The organism is Sphingobacterium sp. Ag1, from assembly GCF_000988325.1.
Taxonomy (GTDB): Bacteria; Bacteroidota; Bacteroidia; order Sphingobacteriales; family Sphingobacteriaceae; genus Sphingobacterium.
Map to the genome: position 1 here is coordinate 53,238 of NZ_LBGU01000041.1, position 26,025 is coordinate 79,262.

Annotated in this window: 27 protein-coding genes and 1 riboswitch; of the genes, 9 read left to right on the forward strand and 18 right to left on the reverse strand. The window is 38.4% G+C overall.

Annotation, left to right across the window (positions count from 1 at the left end; translation table 11 throughout):
* Window positions 1-12: 12 nt before the first annotated feature.
* Entirely contained in the window at window positions 13-723 is a 711-nt protein-coding gene (pepE, locus tag AAW12_RS15020) for a dipeptidase PepE (protein WP_046674470.1), read from the forward strand.
* 170 nt (window positions 724-893) lie between these two features.
* Window positions 894-2,210: a magnesium transporter gene (gene mgtE, locus AAW12_RS15025; RefSeq protein ID WP_046674471.1), complete on the forward strand. Its 1,317-nt coding sequence runs from the start codon at window positions 894-896 to the stop codon at window positions 2,208-2,210.
* Between the two features lie 49 nt (window positions 2,211-2,259).
* On the opposite strand, the gene AAW12_RS15030 is transcribed toward mgtE, so the two are convergent.
* From AAW12_RS15030 to ubiE, 6 genes are all read right to left on the reverse strand, one after another.
* Window positions 2,260-3,498 (reverse strand): voltage-gated chloride channel family protein, encoded by a 1,239-nt coding sequence (locus tag AAW12_RS15030; protein WP_046674472.1) that lies wholly within the window; start codon window positions 3,496-3,498, stop codon window positions 2,260-2,262.
* A gap of 36 nt (window positions 3,499-3,534) precedes the next feature.
* Window positions 3,535-3,597: riboswitch (Fluoride riboswitch) on the reverse strand.
* A 6-nt stretch (window positions 3,598-3,603) separates the two neighbouring features.
* Window positions 3,604-3,978, reverse strand: coding sequence for a DUF423 domain-containing protein (locus tag AAW12_RS15035; protein ID WP_046674473.1), 375 nt, complete (start codon window positions 3,976-3,978; stop codon window positions 3,604-3,606).
* Between the two features lie 11 nt (window positions 3,979-3,989).
* The gene (locus AAW12_RS15040; RefSeq protein ID WP_046674474.1) at window positions 3,990-4,445 is read right to left on the reverse strand and encodes a GNAT family N-acetyltransferase; all 456 of its coding nucleotides are present in this window, start codon (window positions 4,443-4,445) and stop codon (window positions 3,990-3,992) included.
* Between the two features lie 83 nt (window positions 4,446-4,528).
* Entirely contained in the window at window positions 4,529-4,978 is a 450-nt protein-coding gene (locus AAW12_RS15045) for a GatB/YqeY domain-containing protein (protein ID WP_046674475.1), read from the reverse strand.
* 10 nt (window positions 4,979-4,988) lie between these two features.
* A complete protein-coding gene (locus tag AAW12_RS15050) occupies window positions 4,989-5,750 on the reverse strand; it encodes an SDR family oxidoreductase (protein WP_046674476.1) in 762 nt (253 codons plus the stop codon).
* A gap of 66 nt (window positions 5,751-5,816) precedes the next feature.
* On the reverse strand, window positions 5,817-6,557 hold the full coding sequence (gene ubiE, locus AAW12_RS15055) for a bifunctional demethylmenaquinone methyltransferase/2-methoxy-6-polyprenyl-1,4-benzoquinol methylase UbiE (protein ID WP_046674477.1): 741 nt from the start codon (window positions 6,555-6,557) through the stop codon (window positions 5,817-5,819).
* Window positions 6,558-6,940: 383 nt separating this feature from the next.
* On the opposite strand from ubiE, the gene dnaB reads away from it, so the two are divergent.
* Together dnaB and rlmH are read left to right on the forward strand one after the other, a co-directional pair.
* The gene (gene dnaB, locus AAW12_RS15060; RefSeq protein WP_409994077.1) at window positions 6,941-8,551 is read left to right on the forward strand and encodes a replicative DNA helicase; all 1,611 of its coding nucleotides are present in this window, start codon (window positions 6,941-6,943) and stop codon (window positions 8,549-8,551) included.
* Window positions 8,552-8,950: 399 nt separating this feature from the next.
* Window positions 8,951-9,424: a 23S rRNA (pseudouridine(1915)-N(3))-methyltransferase RlmH gene (gene rlmH, locus AAW12_RS15065; RefSeq protein ID WP_046674479.1), complete on the forward strand. Its 474-nt coding sequence runs from the start codon at window positions 8,951-8,953 to the stop codon at window positions 9,422-9,424.
* Window positions 9,425-10,021: 597 nt separating this feature from the next.
* On the opposite strand, the gene AAW12_RS15075 is transcribed toward rlmH, so the two are convergent.
* From AAW12_RS15075 to AAW12_RS15090, 4 genes are all read right to left on the reverse strand, one after another.
* Window positions 10,022-11,275: a PQQ-dependent sugar dehydrogenase gene (locus AAW12_RS15075; RefSeq protein ID WP_046674481.1), complete on the reverse strand. Its 1,254-nt coding sequence runs from the start codon at window positions 11,273-11,275 to the stop codon at window positions 10,022-10,024.
* Window positions 11,276-11,429: 154 nt separating this feature from the next.
* On the reverse strand, window positions 11,430-11,675 hold the full coding sequence (locus AAW12_RS15080) for a hypothetical protein (protein WP_046674482.1): 246 nt from the start codon (window positions 11,673-11,675) through the stop codon (window positions 11,430-11,432).
* 71 nt (window positions 11,676-11,746) lie between these two features.
* Window positions 11,747-12,571: a glutamate racemase gene (gene murI, locus AAW12_RS15085; protein WP_046674483.1), complete on the reverse strand. Its 825-nt coding sequence runs from the start codon at window positions 12,569-12,571 to the stop codon at window positions 11,747-11,749.
* Between the two features lie 53 nt (window positions 12,572-12,624).
* Window positions 12,625-14,040: a glycoside hydrolase family 125 protein gene (locus AAW12_RS15090; RefSeq protein ID WP_046674484.1), complete on the reverse strand. Its 1,416-nt coding sequence runs from the start codon at window positions 14,038-14,040 to the stop codon at window positions 12,625-12,627.
* Window positions 14,041-14,235: 195 nt separating this feature from the next.
* On the opposite strand from AAW12_RS15090, the gene AAW12_RS15095 reads away from it, so the two are divergent.
* Window positions 14,236-15,909, forward strand: a complete 1,674-nt coding sequence (locus AAW12_RS15095; RefSeq protein WP_053003735.1) for a hypothetical protein — start codon at window positions 14,236-14,238, stop codon at window positions 15,907-15,909.
* Window positions 15,910-16,176: 267 nt separating this feature from the next.
* Window positions 16,177-16,596 carry a type II 3-dehydroquinate dehydratase gene (aroQ, locus tag AAW12_RS15100; protein WP_046674672.1) on the forward strand — a complete coding sequence of 140 codons (420 nt, stop codon included), beginning with the start codon at window positions 16,177-16,179 and terminating at the stop codon, window positions 16,594-16,596.
* A gap of 87 nt (window positions 16,597-16,683) precedes the next feature.
* Here aroQ and AAW12_RS15105 read toward each other — a convergent pair whose 3' ends face one another.
* From AAW12_RS15105 to AAW12_RS15125, 5 genes are read right to left on the reverse strand one after another with little or no spacing between them, the layout of a single operon-like run.
* Complete coding sequence (locus AAW12_RS15105) at window positions 16,684-17,658, reverse strand: bifunctional riboflavin kinase/FAD synthetase (protein WP_046674485.1); 975 nt, start codon at window positions 17,656-17,658, stop codon at window positions 16,684-16,686.
* A 55-nt stretch (window positions 17,659-17,713) separates the two neighbouring features.
* Window positions 17,714-18,436 (reverse strand): tRNA pseudouridine(55) synthase TruB, encoded by a 723-nt coding sequence (truB, locus tag AAW12_RS15110; protein WP_046674486.1) that lies wholly within the window; start codon window positions 18,434-18,436, stop codon window positions 17,714-17,716.
* Between the two features lie 9 nt (window positions 18,437-18,445).
* Window positions 18,446-19,240 carry an undecaprenyl-diphosphate phosphatase gene (locus AAW12_RS15115; protein WP_046674487.1) on the reverse strand — a complete coding sequence of 265 codons (795 nt, stop codon included), beginning with the start codon at window positions 19,238-19,240 and terminating at the stop codon, window positions 18,446-18,448.
* A gap of 22 nt (window positions 19,241-19,262) precedes the next feature.
* On the reverse strand, window positions 19,263-19,502 hold the full coding sequence (locus AAW12_RS15120; protein WP_046674488.1) for a DUF3098 domain-containing protein: 240 nt from the start codon (window positions 19,500-19,502) through the stop codon (window positions 19,263-19,265).
* 2 nt (window positions 19,503-19,504) lie between these two features.
* A complete protein-coding gene (locus AAW12_RS15125; protein ID WP_046674489.1) occupies window positions 19,505-20,383 on the reverse strand; it encodes a cell division protein FtsX in 879 nt (292 codons plus the stop codon).
* A 218-nt stretch (window positions 20,384-20,601) separates the two neighbouring features.
* Here AAW12_RS15125 and leuS point away from each other — a divergent pair, with 218 nt between their 5' ends.
* Window positions 20,602-23,385, forward strand: a complete 2,784-nt coding sequence (gene leuS, locus AAW12_RS15130; RefSeq protein WP_046674490.1) for a leucine--tRNA ligase — start codon at window positions 20,602-20,604, stop codon at window positions 23,383-23,385.
* A 54-nt stretch (window positions 23,386-23,439) separates the two neighbouring features.
* On the opposite strand, the gene AAW12_RS15135 is transcribed toward leuS, so the two are convergent.
* Entirely contained in the window at window positions 23,440-23,721 is a 282-nt protein-coding gene (locus AAW12_RS15135; RefSeq protein WP_046674491.1) for a GNAT family N-acetyltransferase, read from the reverse strand.
* Between the two features lie 405 nt (window positions 23,722-24,126).
* Here AAW12_RS15135 and AAW12_RS15140 point away from each other — a divergent pair, with 405 nt between their 5' ends.
* Window positions 24,127-24,552 carry a cold-shock protein gene (locus AAW12_RS15140; RefSeq protein WP_046674492.1) on the forward strand — a complete coding sequence of 142 codons (426 nt, stop codon included), beginning with the start codon at window positions 24,127-24,129 and terminating at the stop codon, window positions 24,550-24,552.
* A gap of 182 nt (window positions 24,553-24,734) precedes the next feature.
* Here AAW12_RS15140 and AAW12_RS15145 read toward each other — a convergent pair whose 3' ends face one another.
* On the reverse strand, window positions 24,735-25,091 hold the full coding sequence (locus AAW12_RS15145; RefSeq protein WP_046674493.1) for a hypothetical protein: 357 nt from the start codon (window positions 25,089-25,091) through the stop codon (window positions 24,735-24,737).
* Between the two features lie 92 nt (window positions 25,092-25,183).
* Window positions 25,184-25,369, reverse strand: a complete 186-nt coding sequence (locus AAW12_RS15150) for a hypothetical protein (protein WP_046674494.1) — start codon at window positions 25,367-25,369, stop codon at window positions 25,184-25,186.
* A gap of 63 nt (window positions 25,370-25,432) precedes the next feature.
* On the opposite strand from AAW12_RS15150, the gene AAW12_RS15155 reads away from it, so the two are divergent.
* Window positions 25,433-26,014: a TetR/AcrR family transcriptional regulator gene (locus AAW12_RS15155; RefSeq protein WP_046674495.1), complete on the forward strand. Its 582-nt coding sequence runs from the start codon at window positions 25,433-25,435 to the stop codon at window positions 26,012-26,014.
* The last annotated feature ends 11 nt before the right edge of the window (window positions 26,015-26,025 follow it).

A 26,025-nucleotide genomic window follows, 5' to 3' on the forward strand; every position in this document is an offset into this window, starting at 1 on the left:
TAACGAAAAAAGATGAATGTTAATCCAGCGTACAAGTTATTGGTCGTGAGTACAAGTACGATCTATGGTAGTGAATTTTTAGCTTATATTAAACAGGAATTTGTCGAATTTATTCAGTCAGACGAATTGCTATTTGTCCCTTTTGCGAGACCTTCAGGAATTTCCTTTGATGCTTATACCGCTAAGGTACAAGAAGCCCTGAAAGATGAGGGCGTGACGGTTAGGGGGCTCCATGAGTTTGACAATATGAAGAAGGCTATTCAGGATGCTAAAGCTATTTTTATTGGTGGAGGAAATACATTTTTACTCTTAAAAACGCTGTATGATCTGGATTTGGTTCCGCAACTGCGCGTACAAGTAGCAAAGGGGATTCCATATGTCGGTACATCCGCAGGGTCTAATTTGACCGGACTAACAATTGGAACCACGAATGATATGCCTATTGTTTATCCTGCTTGCTTTGAGGCGCTTGGTTTTTTACCCTTCAATATTAATCCGCACTATTTGGACCCAGATCCAAATTCCACACATAAAGGAGAGACAAGAGAAACACGAATTCAGGAATTCCATCAATTGAATAGCCAACCTGTCATCGGTTTGCGTGAAGGTAGCTGGTTGCACGTAAGTGACGGGAATATTATACTGCAAGGCGGTTTAACAGCACGGTTGTTTAGGGCAGGTATTGAGCCTGTAGAGCTAGTACCTGGATTAATTAATTTTTAAGCTATTGTAAAGTCTAACAGCAGCCTCAGCAGTATGCCCTGCCAAATACAAGGGGAAAGGGACTTACGATTGGCGTTAAGCAATTTGCCATAGAAAAATAGTTGTTCAGATTGTTGAAAATAATACAAAATAAGCTACTTTTGCGCTAAATCCATTAAAATTTTCTTCCAATGGAACAAAATTCAGCATTACACCCAGCCGATATCGCGGAAGAAATATCGCGTTTAAGTAAGGGAGAACAACATCAACAGTTTATGGACTATCCTTTGGAGGATAGATTGGAGATCTTTTCATTTTTTGAAATGGATGTTCAATATACGTTGATCAAATCAATGACGGAACATGAACTGTCCGAATTGCTGAATAATTTGAAGCCGGATACGCGTAATGAATTGCTGTCTGAGCTGCCTGATGATCTGATCAAGTACCTTATCAATCTATTGAATGAACGCGAAAAGCAGATGGCTTTGGAGCTTATCGGATATAAAGAGGATAGTATCGCTCGGCTGATGACGCCAATGTATGTTCAGGTGCGCCCTTATTATACCGTCGATGATGTCTTTCGGCATATCAAGGTTTTTGGAAGGAAGGCCGAAACGCTTAATTTTATTTATGTAGTTGATGAGAAAAACGTATTGATCGATGACTTGAAAATTGGTCAATTACTGCTATCGGATTCTTCTACCAAAATTTCCGACTTAATTGACTACAACTTTGCTGCGATTAAGGCGTCTACACCCATGGAAGAGGCATTTGAAATTTTTCAAAAATATGACCGAAGTGCTTTGCCTATCATTACAGAAGCCGGCGTATTGGTCGGGATTGTGACATTTGATGACGTGTTGGATCGAATTGAAGATCGGGATACCGAAGATATTCAGCGATTTGGAGGTATGGAAGAATTGGATCTGGCTTATACCAAAACTCCTTTGTTGCAATTGATTCAAAAAAGAGCCGGCTGGTTAATCATCTTGTTTTTTAGCGAAATGCTTACAGCCTCTGCAATGGGCTTTTTTGAAGGGGAATTGGAAAAGGCGGTTGTGCTGGCTCTATTTGTTCCTTTGATTATATCCAGTGGCGGTAATTCGGGGTCGCAGGCGGCCTCTTTAATTATTCGTGCAATGGCTTTAGGTGAGTTAAAGCTTAAAGATTGGTGGTACGTGATGAAACGCGAAGTTTCTTCCGGTTTAATCTTAGGTGGGATATTAGGTTCTATCGGATTTCTACGGATATTGGCCTGGCATTTTCTTGGCCTATATGACTACGGTCCTTATTGGATTTCAATTGGTTTTACGGTTGCGGTTTCCTTATTGTTTATTGTTTTATGGGGGACTTTGTCGGGATCGTTTATTCCATTTATCCTACGTCGGTTTGGATTGGATCCAGCGACAGCATCAGCGCCGTTTGTAGCAACGCTGGTGGATGTTTCCGGATTGATTATCTATTTTACTGTTGCAGCATTCTTTCTGCATGGAAAACTACTGTAGTGGAGGGATACAAAGAGGTAGACAGAAAGCTGAAAACGCATTGTCTTGTTTATAAATTAAGTCTGCGGTATAACTTTTCCTTTACCCCCCCTTTTTGCGCAACATAAATTCCCTTTTTGCCAGAAAACAAAAATGCAACTATACAGGCGATTGCTATAAATAAAATTGGTTGAATACCAAATAATTCGTACCCCATGACAACACAGGCGAGCGGGGTATTTGTCGCGCCTGAAAATACCGCTACAAAACCCATGGCAGCCAGCAGGCTGACGGGAAGTGGAATAATAGTGCTTAATGCACTACCTAAAGTTGCCCCGATAAAAAATAACGGGGTGACTTCTCCGCCTTTAAACCCGGCCGAAAGGGTGAAAGTCGTCAAAAGTAATTTGATAATAAAATCATAATAGTTCGACTGATCAACAAATGCATTCTGAATCATCGGGATGCCAAGTCCAATATAGCTGCTGCTGTGAAATAAGGTAATGATAAGTACCAAAATAATACCGCCAATCACAGGCCTAAATAGCGTATACTTAATTCGTTTGAATTGAAGGCTAAAGAAATCGCTGGTAAATGTAAAAAGCCATGCTGTAATGCCGAATAGAATGCCTGCGGCAAGGCTAAATCCAATATTGGTCAAGGACAGCATTGGAATAACATCATGAATTGGATAATGGGTGTGTGGAATATTCCATAATTGACAGCTGAAGTTCGCAAAATAGGCGGTAAATAAACAGGGTAGGATACCGAAATATCTTTTTTTGCCAATCAGTAGGACTTCCAAGCCGAATATCGTTCCGGCGAGCGGGGTCCCAAACACAGCGGCGAATCCTGCAGTGATGCCGATCGAAATTAAGATGCGACGTTCAGTTTTATCGAAGTCAAACCAGCGATTAAGCTGATCGGAAACTGCTCCACCGATCTGTACAGCGGTTCCTTCACGACCTGCAGAACCTCCAAACAGATGTGTAAGTAAAGTTCCGAATAGGACAAGAGGCGCCATGATAAGCGGAATGCGGCGTTGGGGATGAAGGTATTCTTCAATCAGCAGGTTATTTCCTTTGCTTGATGGATTGCCCCAATACTTATAGGACAATGCTATGGCAAATCCCGCCAGGGGAAGTCCATAAATTATCCAAGGATGAGCTTCTCGGTACTGCGTTACCCAATTGAGGGAAAAGAGAAAAAACGCACAAATAGAGCCTACGATGAAACCTATCGCGCTACAGGAGATAAGCCATTTAAGAAAAAAATGAAGGTTGCTTTGATTTGAATGTGTTATAGCCATAAGTCTACACTTTATATAAAATTGTTGTTTTATACTAAAATAGTAGACGTCATCAGCTTATTAAGGCGGTTAAGGGCAGACATCATTGCCATATCTATTTCAAATCTACAAAAAACGAATGATAATAGCAACCCAGCCTGCGATCATCAATAATCCACCGAGCGGGGTAATTGGGCCAAGAAACTTTAGATTCTTTTTCCAGTATTCAGCAAACGATAGAAAATATATACTTACCGAGAATAAAAGAGTTCCCAGTGTGATCAGATAAAATGCGACTCGTTCAGACTGAAGCTCAAAGTGGAAATTGAATCCTAGAATCAATAGGGTTAGCGCAGCATACATTTGATAGCGAACGCCGACCTCAAAGGATTCCAGTTTTTCAGCTGATAGGATTTTTTTGAATGCATGGGCTCCAAATGCACCTAGGATAATAGCGAGGCCGCCAAATAGGGCGGCTGTGATGATGACAAGGTTTTGCATGCCTAAATTTACTAAATTGCGGGTTTAATCATATCAATATGGAGGATTCCATAATCAGGGTAGGGCTCGGAGATTTGTTTAAACCCTAATTTTTCATAAAAGGATTTTAAATGAAATTGAGCACCTATCTGTATCTCGCCTTCACCAAATTCTTTATAGAGAGATTTGATGGAATGAATCATTAATTGTTGACTCAAACCGGTTCCGCGGGCTTGCTCAGCAACAATGACCCGACCGATGGAAGCCTGCGGATAGGAGAGACCAGGGGGAACTAATCTCGTGTATGCAATGATATCATCATTGTGTTCTGCCCAAAGATGGAGACAAGAAAAGTCCTTATCGTCCAATTCAGGATATAAGCATTCTTGTTCCAAAACAAAAACTTCCATTCGAAGCTTTAAGATACGATACAGTTCTTTATTGTTGAGTTCATCAAACTTCTTGAGGTTCCACTGAAAATCCATCATTAAAATAAAAAAAGAGTCAAATTAAATCGATATATCAGGGAAGACATACCCGATTTAATTTGACTCGAGTGATTTGAAAACTTTTATGCGAGAAGACTTTTAACGACTTCAGAAATTGTTTTGCCATCAGCTTGTCCTGCAAGCTTTTGATTTGTCGCGCCCATTACTTTACCCATATCTTTAATGGAAGAAGCCCCTGTTTCAGCGATAATTGCTTTGACGACGGTCTCAACTTCTTCTTTACTTAACTGTTTGGGTAGGTAAGCCTCAATTACTTTTTCTTCCTCGACTTCAATTTCATACAGATCTTCACGGTTTTGAGTCTTATAAATTTCAGCAGATTCGCGACGTTGTTTGACAAGTTTTTGTAACACTTTAATCTCCGCCTCCTGGCTAAGATCTTCTGCATGACCTTTTTCTGTTTTCGCTAAGAGGATAGCTGCTTTGATCGCACGCAAACCACGTAATTTTGCCGTGTCTTTTGCGATCATTGCCGCTTTAATGTCTTGATTTATTTGTATTTCTAATGACATGATATTTAAATTATTTTCGATTGACAAGTGTGCCTGTAGCCTGTGCTGTAGGCATGATTAAGAGATCGTTTATATTGACGTGTGCAGGTCTGGTAATGACGAAAAGAATCGTTTCGGCAATATCTTTACCTGTTAGAGGTTGTACACCATTGTAAACATTTTTAGCTCTTTCTCGATCTCCATGAAAACGAACTTCCGAAAACTCAGTCTCTACCATTCCGGGGTCAATAGAGGTTACTTTAATGCCTTGCGTAAGCAAATCAATACGCATCGCTTTAGTCAGCGCATCAACGGCATGCTTGGTGGCACAGTACACATTTCCATTCGGATAAACCTCTTTTCCCGCAATGGATCCTAAATTAACAATATGAGCACCGTTTTCAGTATCCATAAGGGGTATCACAGCTTTACTTACATACAATAAGCCTTTGATATTGGTATCAATCATTCTGTCCCAATCGCCGATATCACCATCTTGAATAGGTTCCAATCCTTGACTCAGGCCAGCATTGTTGATGAGAATATTTATTTTTTTCCATTCGGGGGGCAAACCTTCAATTTGGTTTGCAACTTGCTCAGCATCTCGGACATCAAGTTCAAATATATGGATCTGGATAGTCGGGTAGGCCGCAAGTAGCGTATCTCTTAATGTTTCTAAACGGTTTAACCTGCGCGCGCAAAGTAAAAGATTGTACCCCTCTTTCGCTAAAACTTCGGCACAAGCCTGACCGATGCCGGAACTTGCTCCTGTAATAAAAACTGTTTTAGTCATATATTGTAACTAGTTGGTATTTAAAATTTAATCAGATTTTCCCTAAAAAACAGCGCCTCGGTCACCCTATTTTGTAGCAATATAGATGGTACAGATGCCAAACGTCTGTGGTCTAACAATAGTTTCATTAAAACCAGCTCTTTTGTTTATGGCAACGAACTTTTGACCATCCGGAAACTGAGCAACCGATTCGGGTAAGTATTCATAGGCGCTGGAATCCTTTGAAAAGAATTTTCCGATGGTAGGCGTGATAAATTTGAAATAAAAATTATACAATTGTTTAATGGGGAACTTCTTCGGATTCGAAAATTCTAAAATAACCGCTTTCCCACCAGGCTTTAATACGCGGTATATATCCGATAAGCCCTTTTCCAGATTTTCAAAATTGCGGACACCAAATGCTACAGTAACTGCGTCGAAGGTATTATCTTCGAATTGAAGCCGCTCAGAATCTCCTAACTGAACTTCAAATTGATTCGCTAATCCCTTGCTTGCAATCTTTTTCTTGGCGACTTCAAGCATGCCTTGGGAGATATCGACACCAATAATCTTTTTTGGATTCAAGATTTTAATTGATTCCAGTGCAAAATCACCAGTTCCTGTCGCTACATCCAACATCAGTTGCGGTTTTATGGACTTTAAGGAATTGATGGCTTTTTTACGCCATATAATGTCAATACCCAAAGACATGAAATGGTTTAAAAAATCATAGGAATGCGAGATATTGTCAAACATATCTGCTACCTGTTTCTTCTTCCCATCGTTGGTGTCTTTGTAGGGTTTTAGTGTTGAGGAATCGTGCGTCATTTTACAAATATACAATATATGAATATTTTTTGGTGCTAAAAAAGGGATTTGTTTTCATATCAAAGTCAGTTTATTTTGATGGTAGTGGAGGATATTGATTTGTTTTTGACCATTTTGCTTATCCACAACAGTTTAAGTTATTAACATTTTTTAAGATATTGATTTTGAGTGGTAAATTTTTATTTTCAACATCTTTTCAACAGTAGATGTTGAAAACTAATCCTGTAAATCTGTGTCCTTCAAAGCTTTTTGGGGGTTCGGATCTGATCGTCGAATTTCGTTGTTTGTAAATCCTCATGGTGGTGAATTTTATTTTTTATACATTTGTTATCCTATCTCAATTTATAAGGATAGCAAAGCTATATTTCTGATATAATATCATGATGAACGACAGTAATTTTGAAGCGAATAACACGGATAATAACAAACGGGGTAATTATGGCGAACGTCGTACCAAGTTAAATAATTTGGTAAGCGGTTTGGGTAAGCTTCCGCCGCAGGCAGTGGACCTTGAAGAAGCTGTCCTGGGTGCTTTGATGCTGGAGAAAAATGCACTGAGTGAAATTATTGATATTCTAAAACCGGAATCGTTTTACAAAGAATCACATCAAAAGATCTTTGAAGCGATTTTTGGCCTCTTTCAAAAGACTTCTCCAATTGATATATTGACAGTTACCTCGGAACTTAGACGGATGGGGGCTCTTGAAATGGTCGGCGGTGCCTATTATATTACGCAATTGACAGACCGTGTGGTTTCGGCAGCTAATATTGAGTATCATGCCCGTATTATTTCTCAAAAATATATTCAGCGTGAGCTTATTAAGGTTTCTACCGAAATTATCAATAGTTCATATGACGAAACATCAGATATCTTCGATCTGTTGGATCATGCCGAAAAAAGTTTGTTTGATATCGCGCAAAACAACTTGCGGAGAGATTCGAGAAAGATGGATGATATCATGCGCGAGGCGATTTCTAATCTTGAAATGCTACGGGATCGTACAGATGGGCTGACAGGTGTGCCTTCGGGTTTAACAGCCTTGGATCGTATGACTTCAGGTTGGCAGCCTTCTGATCTTGTTATTATTGCAGCACGTCCAGCGATGGGAAAAACTGCATTTGTACTTTCTGTCGCGCGCAATGCCGCCGTTGAGCATGGTAAAGCAGTTGCCGTATTCTCGCTGGAGATGTCATCCGTTCAACTTGTCAATCGTCTAATCGCTGGGGAAACCGAAATTGAGCAAGAGAAATTGAAGAAAGGAAATCTTGCTGATCATGAATGGCAACAATTGCATTCGAGAATTGGTCGTTTAACTGATGCGCCTATTATTATTGATGATACGCCTGCATTGAACGTGTTCGAATTTAGAGCAAAATGTAGACGTTTAAAAGCGCAATACGATATCCAGATGGTGATCGTCGATTACTTGCAGTTAATGCATGGAAAAGCAGAGGGTAAAGGCGGGGGGAACCGGGAACAAGAGATTGGTAGTATTTCTCGTGCGTTGAAGTCTGTAGCTAAGGAGTTAAATATCCCTGTACTAGCATTATCGCAATTGAGCCGTGCAGTAGAGTCAAGACCGGGGAATAGTAAACGTCCTATGTTGTCCGATTTACGGGAGTCTGGTTCTATTGAGCAGGATGCGGATATGGTTCTTTTCTTATATAGACCCGAATATTATGGCTTGACAGAAGATGAAGAGGGGCGTCCTACTGCGGGAGTCGGTGAAGTTATTATTGCAAAACACCGTAATGGAGAGACCGGTATTGTTCCGCTTCGCTTTGTGGGTAAATTTGTGAAGTTTGTGGATTTAGAAGATGAGTTTTCTGGTATGGGCGGAGGAGATGGATTCGGTGATGCACCGGCTACATTTTCTGCTTCGGCCTTGAATCCGTCGCCAAACTTTGCTGATGACTTTAGTGCTGGAGGGTTTAGTGGTGGTATTACTATGCCGTCCCGCATGAACGACATGCCTGATGATGCGCCATTTTAGTGCTTAATTTTACGTAAATATTCCTAATAATAGAGAAAACCGAATGATTTAAATTCGGTTTTTTCGTTTACGGCGTCCGGCTTGTTCTCGCTAGTAAAATAAGGTTATTATCCATTTTCAACGTGATTTTTTAAGCGTATACGGAAAATAAATGTTTTATATCTAAACGAATAAAAGGGCGTAATGTTTTTGTCGTTTTGATTGTGTTTATTTTAAATAAAATCAGAACTTTGCGCCATTGGATGTGTACACAATTTATTAGGATAGCAATTTTTGGATAAAAGATTGTGAACAGCTTTTGATAATGACCGGAAACAAGAAGATAACCACTATTTATTTTGGATCGATAAAACCGGATTCTATTGTGCTATTCATAACGAAAACTTATAAAATGTTTAGATGAGGATAACGTTACTTTGTATAGGGAAAACGGATGATAAATATCTGATTGAAGGTATTGAAAAGTACATTAAACGATTAAAGTTTTATGTGAACTTTAGTATTCTGGTGATACCGGACATCAAAAATGTCAAGAATCTTTCTACTGAGCAGCAGAAAGATAAGGAGGCTCTTTTGATCCTGAAACAAGTGCAGCCGCAAGATTTGGTCGTTCTGTTGGATGAACATGGAAAAGAGTTTCGCTCGTTGGAGTTTTCTGCTTATTTGGAAAAAATGATGGTGCAAAGCGTTCAACATCTAGTATTTATTATTGGAGGCCCGTACGGGTTTGACCAAAAAATTTATGATCGGGCAAATGCAAAAATTTCATTGTCCAAGATGACATTTTCACATCAAATGATTCGTTTATTTTTTACAGAACAGCTTTATCGTGCGTATTCTATCATGAAGGGGGAGCCTTATCACCACGAATAATATGGAAAAAAGTCCGTAACTTCATCATAAATAAAAACAAGCTTATGAATTTGCCCAACAAACGAGATTATCACTATAAAAGTGACGAAGGAGAGAAAAATAGCCAATTGAATAAATACATTATGATTGCTTGTATTATCATAGTAATCGCATTGGCATTTTTTTTCGCATAGCTTCATATCCTCCAAACGGATGAAGTAAAAGAAATAAATCTCTTACTTAATACCCGTATGGAGGATATTAGCAGATGATTTTAATAGAATTTAATGGAATTGTTTAAGCAAGAACGCTTAATTTTTTGGAGAAGGTTGATCGGTTTTGCGCGCTCTTTTTGGGCTTGTGTTGTTTACGAACCCCCAGTTGGTCATATAGAATGACAAAGGATTAATCTCTAATAGTTTTTTCATTTTTTCTTTTTTTACCATATAATAATTTATTGATTCAATATATTTTATCAATAATCGAGCCAAACTAGATTCTGTGTCATGTTTAAACAAAGTATAGGAAGTACCTTTAGTAAAAATAGTTGAAAGGATGGTTTTTAGGCTAATATAAAAAACGCAGCCCAGTTGAGGAGGGCTGCGCTGAATCGAATATTTATTTTTTATCAATTTTATACAATTTTCCGATATCTGTTATCGCGTACAGTGCACCATCTTGGCCCTGCGTGATATCTCTAAATCGCTGACCTTCATTGCCTAGAAGACGTTCTTCGCCAACAACCTTGTTATCCTTAAGTATAATTCTGGCAATGTGCATGCTGCTCAAACCACAAATAAAGAGATTGTTCTTCCATTCTGGAATATTTTGTCCGGTATAGAATGTAATGCCACTAGGAGAGAGGACTGGATCCCAATAATAGACCGGTTGTTCCAGGCCGTCTTTTTGTTGTATACCCGCACCAACTTTATCGCCTTTATACTCTATACCATAGGTAATGGTTGGCCATCCATAATTCTTTCCCGCTTCAATTCTGTTCAGCTCGTCGCCGCCCCGCGGACCAAATTCGGTTTCCCAAAGATCGCCAGTTTCCGGGTGTAAAGCGAGTCCCTGAGGATTGCGATGTCCATAACTGTAAATTTCCGGACGGACATTTGACTTGCCTATAAATGGATTTCCTGGAGCAGGCTGTCCATCAGTAGTGATCCGTAAGATCTTGCCTAATGCAGCATTTAGATCTTGCGCTAATGGTCTTGTAACCAAATCAGATCTTTCACCCGTACTTAAAATAATGTTTCCTTCTTTATCAAAGATAATACGGCCACCATAATGCAGATTCCCCTTATGAGCCGGAGTAGCTTGATAGATAACCTTAGCACCTTCGATCGATTTCTCGTCTGCTGACAGTTTTCCCTTTGCAACAGCCGTCAACGTGCCGGCAGCGGTATTATCAGAGAAAACCCAATAAATCATACGGTTTGATTCGAATTTTGGATCAAGGCGTAATCCCAAAAGCCCACCTTGTCCACTGCTATTGACTTGAGGTAAACCTTTAATTGGTTCACTTAACTTACCGTCCGCCGTTGCAATGCGAAAATCACCTTCTTTTTCTGAGATTAATAGTCGGCCATCAGGCAGCGCAGTTATACCCCAAGGAGATTTTAATCCCTCGGCAATTACTTTACCCTCAAATGGCGTGCTTGTCTTTGCACCCTGGATTCTCGTTTGTCCAGCAAATGCTGGTTTATAACTTGTGTTTGCCTTTTGTGTTTCAACCGGAGGGTAGCTTGTTGTGTCAGTTGCAGCATTTGTACTGCTATCCGAACTTGAATTTGAATTCGCATGGTTGGAATTACATGCGGCTAATCCTAAAGATACTGTTAAGAGGCTTATTGTCAGTTTGGTTTTCATTATCTGTGAGTTGTTTTTTGGTCTGATTATCTGCTTGAAGATATTAAAAATTAATGAAATATTATTTTACAGAATGTAATAATATAAATATATAACTCATATTAATCAGAAAGGGAGGGTGCCAGCCAGCCAATAGTTTTAAGTATTAAAAGAGTTATTTTTCCGCCAGGCAGTGTTTTACGATTCGATGGAGTTCAGTTTCTTTGTTTACATAATAATCACTTATGTCTAGAATCGTGTTTGTATTTAAATTGTAGATACACACGGGTACATAGTTAGGCTGGGCAGATGTCTCGAAAGTTTTAAAATAATCTGCACTTTCCTGAATACTTGAAAATTCTTTGGATTCACAATGTTGTGTATCCTGATTGTAAGCAATGGTTATAAAGTTCTTTTTCATTGTACTAGCCTTTTTATCAACATAACGAAGACCAGGAAGTAAAAGTTTTAAAAATCATTGCCTTTTATTTGTTAAACACTGATGTGGCTTGCGGCTATTGGTTGTCCAAAAAATATTTTCGCTTTACTTTCAAAGTCTGTCGGATCATCTGTCGTATAGAAAGCCAATTGCCCATTTTGGGAACAAAGTGTTTCAATTTCCTGATGACGATGGAGATAGTCCCTTAAGCTATTTGCAACAATTGGACCCTGAGAAATGATATTGATATAGCTTGGTGTATATTTTTTGATTACGGGCAGCAATAATGGATAGTGGGTACAGGCAAGCACAATGGTGTCGATCTGATCGGACTGTTGTAAAAGTTCCCGAATATCTTTTTCTACAAAGTAATGAGCGCCTTCTGTATTGATTTCGTTATTTTCTACTAAAGGGACCCAAAATGGGCAGTCGTGTTGAAAAACTTCTATTTCTGGATTGAATTTGTGTATTTCTATTTTATAGGATTCAGATTTTACCGTTCCCGTAGTAGCTAAAATCCCGATCTTATTCGTTTTCGTAAAATTGTGTACAATTTCGGTAGTTGGTCTGATGACGCCGAGGACTTTTTTTCCAGTGGGAAGATCATGCTGTTGAATAGTCCTTAATGCTTTTGCTGAAGCAGTGTTACATGCCAGAATAACAAGGTTACAACCCAGATCAAATAGTTTAAAAACACATTGTTTGGTATAGTTATAAACGGTTTCAAAGGACCGTGTACCATAAGGGACCCGAGCATTATCTCCTAAATAGATATAATCATACTGAGGTAAAAGATGTTGAATTTCCTTAAATACGGAGAGTCCTCCGTAACCGGAGTCAAAAATACCAATCGCACCTGGTTTTGATAAATTATCCATAACACAATGTTATAAGTTCTTCCACTTATAACATTGTGTTATAAGTTTCAGCTTTATTGAAGCAAAGATGGCTTCTCTTTATAAATTTTCCAAATTAATTCGCCAAATAATGTATTTGTCCAAGCAAACCAATGTCTTGTGAATTTTTTAGGATCGTTTTTATGAAAAGATTCATGCATAAATCCAGTTCCACCGTGCGTATTGACCAATGTTTTAATGCAATTGCGAATCTCGTCATCATTTGTCGAAGTTTGCGCTCGCATAATAATGGACATCGGCCAGATCATATCTCTTCCTATGTGAGGTCCGCCAATGCCTTCTGCTGCTGTTCCTTTAAAAAAGAATGGATTTTTATCAGACAAAACAAAGTTACGCGTACGTTGATAAACTTCGTTATTTAGATCGACAGCCCCTAAATAAGGTAGAGCCAGTAAACTCGGAATATTTGCATCATCCATCATAAGATGGCTGGAAAAACCGTCTACCTCAAAGGCATATATCCGGCCTAGTGTCGGATGGTCGATAATACCATATGTATTGACCGCTGTTTCGACTTCATTCGCCAGCGTTTCCATTTTGGCAGCGAGTTCATGTTCATTTTTAACCTTTTTCAAAATTTCGGCAGATTGTCTAAGACTAACGATCGCAAATAAATTGGATGGAATAAGAAAGGAGAAAATGGTAGAATCGTCTGATGGTCTAAAACTGGAGCAGATCAAACCAACTGGATTTACTGGGTATCCGTAGCCATCTACCTGTAATGTATCGGAGCCTCTGGAGGTTGTACGTTCAAATTTGTATGGGCCCAGACTATCTTTGCGCTGTTGCTCAACGAATGTCTGATATATTTTATGTTGCGCTTCTAACCATTCTTCATTAAATGGACTGCTGTCATTCGTTTCTTTCCAATAATGATAAGCTAATCGAATTGGATAACACAATGAATCGATTTCCCATTTTCGTTCATGGATTCCAGGTTTCATATTTGTGTGATCACTGAACCATTCGCCTTTCTTTGTTGGATCATTGTAAAATGCATTGGCATAGGGATCAATGTTGATGCATTTACTCTGTTTTTGGATTAGGCCAACAATAAGATCCTGAAGCTTTTTGTCCTTTTTCATAAAAGGGAGGTATGGCCATACCTGCGCACTGCTATCGCGCAACCACATGGCATCAATATCCCCTGTAATTACATAGGTGTAATTTCTTCCGTTTTGGACATAGGGAAATACAGTCGTGTCTAGGGTATTCGGAAAGCAGTTGTTAAATAACCAGGCCAGTTCCTTATTTTTAACATTTTTCTGAAATTCTACAATGGCATCTTCGATGACCTTGCTCGAGAAAAGTCTTTTCTCTTTACTTGTCCGTACAGTGGGAAAAGAATGTTCTTGAGCAAATGAAAATTTGCTTGTAAGTGCACCCGCGGTTAACAGGCTTGCGTTTTGGATAAATGTTCTGCGTTTCATGCTTGCTAGGACTGATTTTTATGTTATAAGGTTATTTACTAAAATGCAAGATATAAATATTTTTGAATAAAAGGAATAGCAAATACGATTTAGCATTATAAAATTGACTGAACATAGGAATAAAGTCATTTTTATTCGGTTAATTTGCGTTTAGGAATGCATTTTGCTAGAAAAAATAATCTTTGAAATAATTTTATGAGGCTTAATATAACAAAAAATAATAATTTACTCCGAATTGTGCTGGCAAGCATGGGGGTAGGTATTTCCTTCGGCGGTTTTGCCCAGATTAAGAGTCAGCCTTATTCGTATCATTTTTATCAAAAAATGAACGATGCGGTTTATTCTACTGAAACGAGGATGCACACTGCTGCTAAACCATTCGTCATCAAAGACTCTTTATTGTTAGCCAAGTTTGATTCAATCCAATCCAATAAGCCTGTTTCTTCGTCAAATTGGTTTATGCGTAAGATTTTTAATGAACATCTGGTGCAGGTTGAGAAAGAAGATTATACATTCTATGCTGATTTTTTACCGGATCTTTATATTGGAAAGGATATGTTAGGCGACAAGCGTCGGACATGGATGAATAGCAGAGGATTTCAGGTGGGATTGAACGTAGGTAATAAATTTACATTCAATACTTCCGCATTTGAAAGTCAGGCGGTATTTCCCAAATATTTGGATGACTATATCGTTGCTAATAAAGTTATCCCTGGCCAAGGAAATACAAAATTTCAGTCCAAAAATAAAATGGACTGGATGTATGCGACAGCCAGTATGACCTATGACGCACATAAGTATATTCAAGCGACGTTGGCCTATGATAAGAACTTTATTGGAGACGGGTATAGATCCATGCTGTTATCGGATTTTTCTTCAAACTATGCACATTTGAAGTTGACCGGCACGATAGGAAACGTTCAATATACATCGATCTGGGCCTACATGAATGATCCGACGCATCCTAGACAGGATTTGACTGGTACAACTCCTATGGAAGGGCAGAATAATACACGTTTGGGGGATGGTAAAAAATGGGGGGCTTTTCAATATTTGGATTGGAATGTGACCAATAAATTATCGATAGGATTTTTTCAGTCTGTTGTTTGGGCTGCGCAGGATGAAGCTGGAAAAAGAGGTTTTGATTTCAGTTATCTAAGTCCTATTATCTTTATCCGACCTGTTGAAAATAATAATCGTACTTCACCGGACAAAATGTTTTTGGGGTTAACTTCCAAATATAAACTACCCTATAATTTGACGGCATATGGTCAGTTCTTATTGGGGGAGTTTACCGCGAAAGAGTTTTTTGCTGGGAATGGATATGCGCATAACAAATGGGGAGCACAACTTGGTGTCAGGGGATATGATATGTTTGGTGTGAAAAACCTGAACTTTTTAGCTGAGTATAATACAGCTAGACCATATACTTACGCACACTTTAAATCGTATTCAAACTATAGCAACAACGCCGAACCGTTGGCTCATCCGAAAGGGGCAAACTTTAGAGAGCTTGTTGGCCTTGTGAATTATGCATGGGATAGATGGGATTTTTCTTTACAAGGTATGTTTACCCAAAATGGACTTGATCTGCCTGACGGAAGTAATATGGGCGGTAACATCTTCCAATCCTATTATACAATACCAAATATGTACGGAAACCATATTGCACAAGGTATAAAGAATAATATCTATTATGCGGATGCTAAGGCTGCCTACGTGCTTAATCCCAAGTATAACCTTCGTTTAGAACTTGGTTATACCCAACGTTACGCAAAAGCACAATATGAAACACCTGTAGTCAATAAATCTGGCGTAGTGTCATTTGGACTTCGTTCAAGTTTCCGGGCAATTTATAACGATTTATAGAAATTTTTATAAACCGATCTATAATTAAAATAAACTATATTGATTTGGCGATAAATGCTATAGAACCAATATAGTTTGTTTTTAAATTTAGTTTTAGCACAAATTAACAATTAGGGAAGACAACTTGGGTACAATTAGAATAAATATCCGATCGTTGACGATCCCTTCTTACGATGTATTACGGTTTAAAAAAGATTTACTTAAACAGAAAATGGCAAGGGTTCGCTTAGTTAGCCAATGGACCAGCACAAAACTAATGATATTCCAATGAAAAAAATCCTCGTACTGAATGGCCCAAATTTGAATTTGTTGGGTGTAAGGGAGAAATCAATTTATGGTAGCCAGGACTTCCTGAGCTATTTTGAAGAACTAAAACAACAATTTGAAACGGTGGAATTAGCCTATTTTCAAAGCAATTCTGAAGGGGGATTAATCGATAAGATACACGAAGTCGGCTTTGAATTTGATGGAATTGTATTGAATGCTGGAGCTTATACACACACTTCAGTTGCGATTGGCGATGCAATTGCAGCAATCACAACACCAGTTATCGAAGTTCACATAAGCAATGTCCATCAAAGAGAGGAATTTCGCCATCATTCGTTCCTCGCAAAGAATTGTAAAGGGGTGATCTGTGGTTTTGGTTTGGATAGTTACAGATTGGGAATCGAGGCATTTATTAAATAATATCTTCTTTTGCAAGGAAGAGAAAAAATAGCTATAAAACAAAAAGCGGGAATTCCCGCTTTTTGTTTTATAGCTAACAGACTTGTTCTAACCAATAAGACTTCTAATTTCGACTTCGTCTGCTTTGATCTGAGCTTTCATTTCTTCAAGTGAGTCAAAGCGTTCATCATGTCGTATAAAATGAAGGAACTTGACGCGTAGCGTCTTGCCATAAATATCCTGATCAAAATCGAAAAGGCTGATTTCAATTGCACGATTCATGCCATCAACGGTTGGTCTGGTGCCGATATAGCCCATGCCTTTCGCAATTGATACTGGACTTTCCTCTTTATACTCGCCCGTAGTGATGTTTTGGATATGATTATAAATGTATACCTCGACCGCATAAATGCCATAGGCTGGTATTAATTTATGCGGTTCGTGAACCTGGAGGTTTGCTGTTGGAAATCCGATTGTACGCCCAATTTGGTCGCCTCTAATCACAGTTCCTGTTAATTCAAAAGGATAACCTAAATAGAGATTAGCCGTTCTTATATCGCCTTTTATAAGCGCTTCACGCACGCGTGTAGAGGACACTGCAATATCATTGATATCTTGTTCTGGAATTTCGTCAACGCTGTAGTCAAATATAGATGCAAACTGTTCTAAATCGCCCATAGTACCTTTTCGATCTTTTCCGAAATGGTGATCATAGCCTATTACGATCTTTTTTGTACCCAGTTTGCCGACAAGAACATTGCTAATGTATTCTTCTGGAGTCTGATTTGAAAAATCACGGGAAAAAGGAATGATAATTAAGTGGTCGATTCCCACTTTGCTTAATTGACTGACCTTTTCTTCGATATCATTGATCAGGCGTAAACTATCATCGTCTGGATTGATAATCAATCGTGGATGTGGGAAAAAAGTAAGCAAAATTGTCTCACCATTGATTTTATGAGCTGCTTCCTTTAGATGAGCCAATATTTTTTGATGGCCAATATGAACACCATCGAAAGTACCGATGGTTACAACTGCATTTTCAACTGGTGAGAAATCATCTAAACTTCTGTAGATTTTCATTTATAGGAGTTTTTGCAAAAATAAGATAAAGAATCAATAAAATGGGACGGTAAAGTTATTTAATGATTTCCTTATGACGTTTTATTTCAGCGATAAGTTGTTCAAGGTTCCAAGCATTTTCTACGCGATAATCTCCACTTTTGGTACGTCGCAAGGAACTCAGATGTGATCCACTCTGTAAGAATTTTCCAAAATCGTAGGCCAACGATCTGATGTAGGTTCCTTTTGAACAGGATATACGAAAATATACGTTGGGAAGCTCGATTTTTTCAATGATAAAGCTATTGATATGTACCTGGCGGGACTTTATTTCAACCTCCTCGCCACGACGGGCCTTTTCATAGACACGTTCGCCATTAATTTTTATGGCTGAATGGGCAGGGGGAAATTGCTGAATATCACCTTCAAAGGATTTTGCTGCTTCGAAGATCATGTCCTCCGTGATGTGATCGATTGAAAAGGTCTGGTCAATTTCTGTTTCCAGATCGTAAGAAGGCGTCGTCGCTCCTAAGGTGATCGAACCCGTGTATTCTTTGTCCTCAGCTTGGTAGCTGTCTATTTTTTTTGTTAGTTTTCCGGTACATACAATGAGTAGACCCGTTGCCAGTGGATCTAAAGTACCTGCATGACCAACTTTTAATTTTAATGGTTTGATTGAGTTTCTAACTTTACCAACCACGTCGAAACTTGTCCATGTTAAAGGTTTATCGATCAACAACATTTCTCCTTCAGCAAAATTGAACTTTGCTGAGTTTTCACTAACCTCTATATTTTCCATCCAAAGATTTTAGATAATTTGTAAACTATGACCCGAAAGTAGGAGGGCAAGAATAATAACACCAACGATGATTCGGTACCAGCCAAATGCTTTAAAACCATATTTGGTCAAAAAGCCAATAAAAGACTTAATAGCGACGATTGCTACAACGAAACCAATTAGATTTCCGATAATAAGCAAATTAAGTTCTTCTCCTGTGAAGGTGTTACCTTCTTTAAAAAACTTTAAAAGTTTTACTGCAGAAGCGCCAAACATCATCGGTAAAGCAAGGAAAAAGGAAAATTCGGCAGCAGCTTTACGCGTTAGTTTCTCGGCCATACCACCAATAATTGTGCTTGCAGATCTTGAGGTGCCCGGGATTAATGCAAGACATTGGTATACCCCGATCATAAACGCTTGTTTGTAGGAAACCTTGTCCGAATCTTCAACAGTTGGTTTGTTGAACCACTTGTCCACAAAAAGTAAAACGAGACCGCCGACCACCAACATCACGGCGACCATTAAAGGGCTCTCTAACAGTGAATCAATATAATCGTTGAATAGCAGACCCAACACAGAGGCGGGGATAGCTGCAATGATCAATTTGTAGTAAAATGATAGTGTTTTAAAAAAACGCTTGTAGTATAACACCAATACGGATAATATCGTTCCTAATTGGATGACAATCGTAAATAGTTTAACAAAGGCTGAGGGTTGAATACCCATTAGTGCAGTAGCAATGATCATATGACCTGTCGAAGATACAGGCAAAAACTCCGTTAATCCTTCAATAATAGCAAGGATGATAGCTTCAATAATAGACATCTGTTTGAAATAAGATTATGCTTTAATTTGATTTGTTTTTGGGACGATATAGGATTGCTGCGAATCCGATCGCAAACCCAAGAACAACAACAATAGGGGCTAAGGTAATCTTGGTAAAACTATAAATGTCAGTTTCGCCAGACATCAATGTAAAACCAATGACTACAATAGCTAAGCTCGCTATAAACAGTTGGTAATTTACTTTGGAGAATACAAATGAACCTTTGTTGACTGATTCAGTAGATTTCTTTATTTGAGCCATTTTTATCTGTATAAATCGTTAGATTGTGCCTTTAAATATTTTGTTACTGCGAAATAGGTGCTAAGTCCCGAAATGAGAATCCCGATCAAGATTACGCCTAAAAAGATCACCGCAAATTCGAACCAGTTGCGTAAAAAGACCAGTTCTGGTATTTGCTGCTGTGCAAATTTCAGCGTCAAAATGAGCAGTAAAATTGCGATCAAAGATCCCAGTAAACCATGAATGATGCCATAGGTTATAAAAGGTTTACGAATAAAGTTTTTCGTCGCCCCAATCAATTGCATACTTTTAATTAAGAAACGTTGCGAATAGATCGCAAGACGTATCGTATTGTTGATCAAAGCTACGGCGATAATCAGTAGGATAACCGCAAAAGCCAAAACAATCATTCCAATGATGCGTACGTTTTTGTTAACCATATCAATTAACGACTCCTGGTATACGACTTCTTTAATTTTATTGTTTTTGGAGATTTTTTCAATAAAAGTCTTAATACTATCTGTATTGGCATAATTTTCTTTCATGTACACATCCAAAGAAGGTAACAGTGGGTTATGCCCTAGATATTGTACGAAATCTTCACCAAGATCTTCTTTCAAGTTTTTTGCCGCCAATTCTTTACTAATATATTCGGTGCGAAGTACGTAGGGATCTTTTTCAAGGTCTTTTTGTAGTGAAAGGACATCACCTTCACTTGTGCCATCGTTTACGATGACGTTTAAGACGATATTTTCCTTAACGTATTTCGAAAGATTTTTAGCGTGCACCAAGAGTAATCCCAACATACCTGTTACCAGCAACACGAGAGCGATACTGATAACCGTCGATACATAAACAGATTTTGTTTTTCTTTTTTGTGTGCTTAATTCGTATTCTGACATAATAAGCAAAAATTTATTTGCGAAAGTAACTATTTGAGGGGAAGATTTCGAATTAATCTTGTAATTACTTTGATAAAAATCAATTCGAACGCTGTTTTCTTCCTATGTTTAATTAACTTTTCAATACTATAATTTATTGTTCAAACTACAAAACTTTTATCACATTTCAGTATTAAAATCGTAATTTCGCAAGTCATAAAAATTCCTTACGAATAAAAATGGAGTATAATCACAAATCATTAGAGAAAAAGTGGCAAAAGTTTTGGGCGGATCATCAAACGTATAAAACGTCCGATACGCATCAAAAGCCTAAATACTATGTATTGGATATGTTTCCTTATCCTTCCGGAGCGGGGCTGCACGTTGGTCACCCGCTGGGATATATTGCTTCGGACATCTTTTCAAGATATAAACGTTTGAAAGGTTTCAATGTATTGCATCCGATGGGATATGATTCTTTTGGACTTCCTGCAGAGCAATATGCCATTCAAACTGGTCAGCATCCTGCTGTTACGACTGAGGTAAATATCAATCGTTATCGTGAGCAAATGGATAACATAGGATTCTCTTATGACTGGAGTAGGGAAGTACGTACTTCCGATCCGTCGTATTACAAATGGACACAGTGGATTTTTATGAAATTGTTTGATTCTTGGTATAATAAGGAATCAGATAAAGCTGAACCGATCGAAACCTTAATCACAAGATTTGTGGCAAATGGTTCAGTTGGCATTTCAGCGGTTTCCGATGAAGATGTCTTAGCATTCAGCGCTGAAGAATGGAAATCTTTTGATGAAGAGAAACAACAACGGGAATTATTGAAATATCGGATCGCTTATTTGCGTGAAAGTACCGTAAACTGGTGTGCTGCTTTAGGTACAGTACTAGCGAATGACGAGGTAATCAACGGTGTCTCTGAGCGCGGTGGTTATCCCGTGGAGCAAAAGAAGATGATGCAGTGGTCTATGCGTATTACGGCTTATGCGGATCGTTTGTTGAAAGGTTTAGATACAATTGATTGGCCGGAACCTTTAGTCGAAATGCAACGAAATTGGATCGGAAAATCCGTAGGTGCCTCCGTGAAATTTCCAGTACCACAATTCAATACAGCAATTGAAGTCTTTACGACACGCGTAGATACCCTATTTGGTGTTTCGTTTATCGTATTGGCTCCAGAGCATGAATTGGTGGCTGCATTGACGACACCTGAGCAGCAAGCTGAAGTGGATGCCTACATCGAGAAAACGGCGAAAAAATCTGAATTGGATCGTATGGCCGATACGAAAACAGTTTCTGGTGCTTTTACAGGTTCTTATGCTAAACATCCTGTTTCAGGACAAGATGTACAAATTTGGATTGCCGATTACGTACTTGCAGGTTATGGTACGGGCGCTGTAATGGCTGTTCCGAGTGGCGATCAACGTGACTATGTATTTGCTAAACATTTCGCTCTTCCTATTATTCCTATTTCGGATACCCAACATATTGAAGAAGAGGCTGATCCTAATAAAGACGGGAAATATATCAATTCCGACTTTATCAATGGTATGACTTACCAAGAGGCGGTCCCTGCGTTGATTGCCAAATTGGAAGAATTAAAATTAGGTAAAGCAAAAATAAACTTCCGTATGCGTGACGCTATTTTTGGTCGTCAGCGTTATTGGGGAGAACCCGTACCGGTCTACTTTAAAAATGGATTGCCTTATTTAATAAAAGAAGAAGAGTTGCCGTTATTACTACCGGAAGTAGATAAATATTTGCCGACGGAATCGGGTGAACCGCCATTGGGAAGAGCCAAAGATTGGAAATACGAAGATCAATATGAGTATGAATTGAGTACGATGCCAGGGTGGGCGGGCTCCTCATGGTATTGGTTTAGATATATGGATCCCAAAAATGAGGGTAATTTTGCGTCTAAAGAGGCTGTGGATTATTGGAAAGCTGTAGATTTATACATCGGTGGTTCTGAGCATGCTACTGGACACTTGTTATATTCGCGTTTTTGGAACAAGTTTTTGAAAGATTTGGGCTACCAAAATGAGGAAGAGCCATTCCGCAAATTGATTAATCAGGGCATGATTCAAGGGCGCTCTAATTTTGTGTATCGTGTGTTGGATGAAGAGGGTAGAGGTACAAATCAATTTGTATCCTATGGGTTGAGAAACGAATATAAAACAATTCCATTACATGTCGATGTAAACATAGTCTATAATGATCAGTTGGATTTGGAAAAATTCAAAGCTTTCAGACCTGACTTTGCCAATGCCGAATTTGTGTTGGAAAATGGTAAGTATATCTGCGGCAGTGAAGTGGAGAAAATGTCAAAATCCAAATTCAATGTGGTCAATCCGGACGATATTATCGAATCCTATGGAGCAGATACATTACGACTATATGAAATGTTTTTGGGGCCTTTGGAGCAAGCTAAGCCTTGGAATACAAATGGGATTGAAGGGGTTTATAAGTTTTTACGTAAAGTATGGCGACTGTTCCACGATGCTGAGGGTAATTTCACTGTTTCCGATGAAGATCCATCCAAAGCAGAGTTTAAAGCCTTACATAAAATTATCAAAAAGGTGGAAGATGATATTGAGCGTTTTTCATTCAACACTTCAGTTTCAGCCTTTATGATCTGTGTCAATGAATTGACCGAGTTGAAATGCAATAAACGACAAATATTGGAACAGCTTGTTATTACTCTTCAGCCTTATGCACCACATATTACGGAAGAGTTGTGGGCGCTGTTGGGTAATGAAGCTGGTACACTATCTTACGCTTCATATCCTGTATTTAAACCAGAATATTTAGTTGAATCGGAATTTGCTTATCCGGTATCTTTCAATGGTAAGATGAAATTTAATCTGTCATTAGCGCTTGATTTAGATCAAAAAGCAGTAGAAGATACGGTTAAAGCCCATGCTGATGTACAACGGCATTTAGATGGGAAGGCGATCAAAAAGATCATTTTTGTTAAAGGAAAAATAATCAATATTGTGATTTAACCCACTCAATACGCAATAAAAAAGCCGTTTTATCCACAGGATAAAACGGCTTTTTTATGCCAACACATCTTGAAAAGCTATTGTTTTATCGAAGATAGCCTTTGCATAGGGACAATTTGGGATAATTTTAGCATTATTCTTTCGGGCGTAGTCAACAGCCTCCAGTACCAATTTTTTTCCCACACTCATTCCCTGATACTCGTCGTAGACTTCTGTATGATCAATGGAAAACTCATGGTCGTTTTGCCAGGTATACTCTAAAATTCCGGCTTCATTATTTTCAACTTCTGCAATAAAATTGCCTTTTTCGTCCCTTTCGATGTTTCTTATTTCCATAGTTTTTTTTAAAAGTAACGTCTAAATGATCTTTTTGTTTTATGGAATTTATCAATTTTAGGATTGCAATTGGGGTTGTCTATTTGCGATAGGATGCGAGAGTATAGGCGCTTATCCACAATTGAAGGTTAAAGTCACCGCTAGTCAACCTATTGTTTGCTTTAGGGGCCTTCACAAAAAAAATACGTATACAACTATTACCTATACATCGGGTTTAAAATCAACGAACGATGAACTCGCGCTACGTTGATATCGTCATGAATACAAACGTTCAATAGTCATTTTCTGAAGAATTTTTCTTATCTTTGCAAATATCTCCTTAGTATACCTCGCATTTTTATCTTTTCAATGAAGCTCTAAAGGTCCGTAACCTCTTCGGGAACATTTTATTTTAATCCATATTGAATGAGCAAAAGCCAAATTACATTTAACAAAAAAGAACGAGAAAAAAAGAAGCTACTTAAAAAGCAACAAAAGAATGAGAAAAAAGAATTCAACAAAACAAACAATGACAAGGGAAAGTCGTTAGAAGAATTGTTTGCTTATGTTGATGAATACGGAAATATCTCAGACAAGCCGCCGGTAAAATTGAAAGAAGGTGAAGCTCCGACCTATAACGCTTCTCCTCAAGAAGACTATTCTTTTGGAAAGGTTGTTCATTATAATACAGAGTCCAATTACGGTTTTATTAGGGACAACGAAACGCAGCAATCAATATATTTCAATGACCGTCTCGTCGGTCAGAAATTAAACCTCAACCAAAAGGTGAAGTTTAAATTCAAAAGTGCAAAACAAGGTGCGCAAGTGACTGAGGTTTTGATTGAATATTAGCACGCAAGAGAACACTTGGAAAATCAGGTGTTAATAATAAGGTCCTTTGTTTGATATCATCGTGATTGGCGTCAAACAAAGGTTTTTTTATGCTGTAACTCGACTGGCCTTGGTTTTACCTATCGATATGATATCGCTATTAAGATAATCATCTGGTTCTCCTTTCATTTATTTTATTAGTTTCAAAGCATTGTGTTTTTCGGACGCCTTGCCTGCGTCTGTATTGAGGTAAGAAGCTGTTCCCTGTTTACCGGGGGGGGGGATGGAAGATTTCTGCTGACGTAGAGAGGTTGATGAATATAAAAATAGAATAAACCGCCAGCAAAATAGGCTAAAACATCAATAATGTCTCCGGTATTATAGCTTGTGTACTTGGGCATGATCCATTCAAAAAGGATAGACGCAAGCAAAGAGATCGTCCAGATTTGATAGAGCGGATAGCCATGCGCCTTATTATTATTGAATACGAAGCTTCCGATTATGGATGAAAAATGAATAATAATCGGAACAAATACAAAGTCTGTTAACCAATTGTTCAAGAATGGAATTGGGGAATTATTTGCCCTGGTGAATCTGATAAAAAACCAACAACACCAATAAAAAATAAATAAACAATCAAAAAGCTCCTTGCTTAGTGAGCAAAGGAAACGGCGATTAACATTGCAATTGCGCCACATACCATTAAGGTTAGAAACATAAAAAATGCAGTTTTCTTGCCGAATTTCTTCCAAGTGCTATCGCTTGGATGGGTGGGGATCAAAGTTTGTTTGATGTCTATATACTGTTTTTTTAGCCAATTTTTTGCTGGTTTTTCCATCTATGTTGTCTTAACGTTATACTTCATGATACAAATTTAGAACAATTGTTCTAAATTTGTATCATGAACACGAAAGAAAAAATTATTAACGAAGCGATTAAGGTATATAACCGCGAAGGTGTACGTACGGTAACGACACGTCAAATCGCGCAAGAAATGGGTATAAGCGCTGGTAATCTCCATTATCATTTTAAACATACAGAAGATATTATTTTTCACGTCTTTCAGTTACTTCAAGCAGAATACGATAAAATGATTTTGCTTCCTGCTAATCCGACAATACCTTTTCAGCAACTGCTGAACGGTTTCGTGGATGTTTCTTATGCACTAATTGATAAGTATAGATTTATTTTTGAGAATTTTGTTGAAATCTGTAGCTGGATTCCTGAAATCGCCGAATCTTATCGAGGTTTGGTTGCGCGGCGTGAGGAACAATTGATGTCTTTGTTTATGTATTATGCAGATGCCGGTATGTTTCGTCGAGATATTCCATTGTCGAATTTAAAAAGCTTCGTGCGTCAGCTTTTCATCGTTTCGGATTTTTGGAGTTCAAGCTATGCTGTTTTGGGTAGACCACAAGGGATAGATCCCTTAGACGATTATAGGCAAACGATTTATACCGCATTTTATCCATACCTTCTTTAAAAGGTCGGATC

Coding starts and splice junctions, on each gene's coding strand:
- AAW12_RS15040 (WP_046674474.1), bottom strand. CDS start 4,445: ATGATGGATTTTCAGTGGAACCTCAAGAAGTTTGATGAACTCAACAAT.
- AAW12_RS15030 (WP_046674472.1), bottom strand. CDS start 3,498: ATGGCTATAACACATTCAAATCAAAGCAACCTTCATTTTTTTCTTAAA.
- murI (WP_046674483.1), bottom strand. CDS start 12,571: ATGGATAATTTATCAAAACCAGGTGCGATTGGTATTTTTGACTCCGGT.
- AAW12_RS15120 (WP_046674488.1), bottom strand. CDS start 19,502: ATGGCTCAAATAAAGAAATCTACTGAATCAGTCAACAAAGGTTCATTT.
- pepE (WP_046674470.1), top strand. CDS start 13: ATGAATGTTAATCCAGCGTACAAGTTATTGGTCGTGAGTACAAGTACG.
- AAW12_RS15140 (WP_046674492.1), top strand. CDS start 24,127: ATGAGCAAAAGCCAAATTACATTTAACAAAAAAGAACGAGAAAAAAAG.
- ubiE (WP_046674477.1), bottom strand. CDS start 6,557: ATGACGCACGATTCCTCAACACTAAAACCCTACAAAGACACCAACGAT.
- AAW12_RS15050 (WP_046674476.1), bottom strand. CDS start 5,750: ATGACTAAAACAGTTTTTATTACAGGAGCAAGTTCCGGCATCGGTCAG.
- AAW12_RS15155 (WP_046674495.1), top strand. CDS start 25,433: ATGAACACGAAAGAAAAAATTATTAACGAAGCGATTAAGGTATATAAC.
- AAW12_RS15150 (WP_046674494.1), bottom strand. CDS start 25,369: ATGGAAAAACCAGCAAAAAATTGGCTAAAAAAACAGTATATAGACATC.
- AAW12_RS15075 (WP_046674481.1), bottom strand. CDS start 11,275: ATGAAAACCAAACTGACAATAAGCCTCTTAACAGTATCTTTAGGATTA.
- mgtE (WP_046674471.1), top strand. CDS start 894: ATGGAACAAAATTCAGCATTACACCCAGCCGATATCGCGGAAGAAATA.
- dnaB (WP_409994077.1), top strand. CDS start 6,941: ATGAACGACAGTAATTTTGAAGCGAATAACACGGATAATAACAAACGG.
- leuS (WP_046674490.1), top strand. CDS start 20,602: ATGGAGTATAATCACAAATCATTAGAGAAAAAGTGGCAAAAGTTTTGG.
- AAW12_RS15045 (WP_046674475.1), bottom strand. CDS start 4,978: ATGTCATTAGAAATACAAATAAATCAAGACATTAAAGCGGCAATGATC.
- AAW12_RS15080 (WP_046674482.1), bottom strand. CDS start 11,675: ATGAAAAAGAACTTTATAACCATTGCTTACAATCAGGATACACAACAT.
- AAW12_RS15115 (WP_046674487.1), bottom strand. CDS start 19,240: ATGTCTATTATTGAAGCTATCATCCTTGCTATTATTGAAGGATTAACG.
- AAW12_RS15105 (WP_046674485.1), bottom strand. CDS start 17,658: ATGAAAATCTACAGAAGTTTAGATGATTTCTCACCAGTTGAAAATGCA.
- truB (WP_046674486.1), bottom strand. CDS start 18,436: ATGGAAAATATAGAGGTTAGTGAAAACTCAGCAAAGTTCAATTTTGCT.
- AAW12_RS15090 (WP_046674484.1), bottom strand. CDS start 14,040: ATGAAACGCAGAACATTTATCCAAAACGCAAGCCTGTTAACCGCGGGT.
- AAW12_RS15095 (WP_053003735.1), top strand. CDS start 14,236: ATGAGGCTTAATATAACAAAAAATAATAATTTACTCCGAATTGTGCTG.
- AAW12_RS15125 (WP_046674489.1), bottom strand. CDS start 20,383: ATGTCAGAATACGAATTAAGCACACAAAAAAGAAAAACAAAATCTGTT.
- AAW12_RS15135 (WP_046674491.1), bottom strand. CDS start 23,721: ATGGAAATAAGAAACATCGAAAGGGACGAAAAAGGCAATTTTATTGCA.
- rlmH (WP_046674479.1), top strand. CDS start 8,951: ATGAGGATAACGTTACTTTGTATAGGGAAAACGGATGATAAATATCTG.
- AAW12_RS15035 (WP_046674473.1), bottom strand. CDS start 3,978: ATGCAAAACCTTGTCATCATCACAGCCGCCCTATTTGGCGGCCTCGCT.
- aroQ (WP_046674672.1), top strand. CDS start 16,177: ATGAAAAAAATCCTCGTACTGAATGGCCCAAATTTGAATTTGTTGGGT.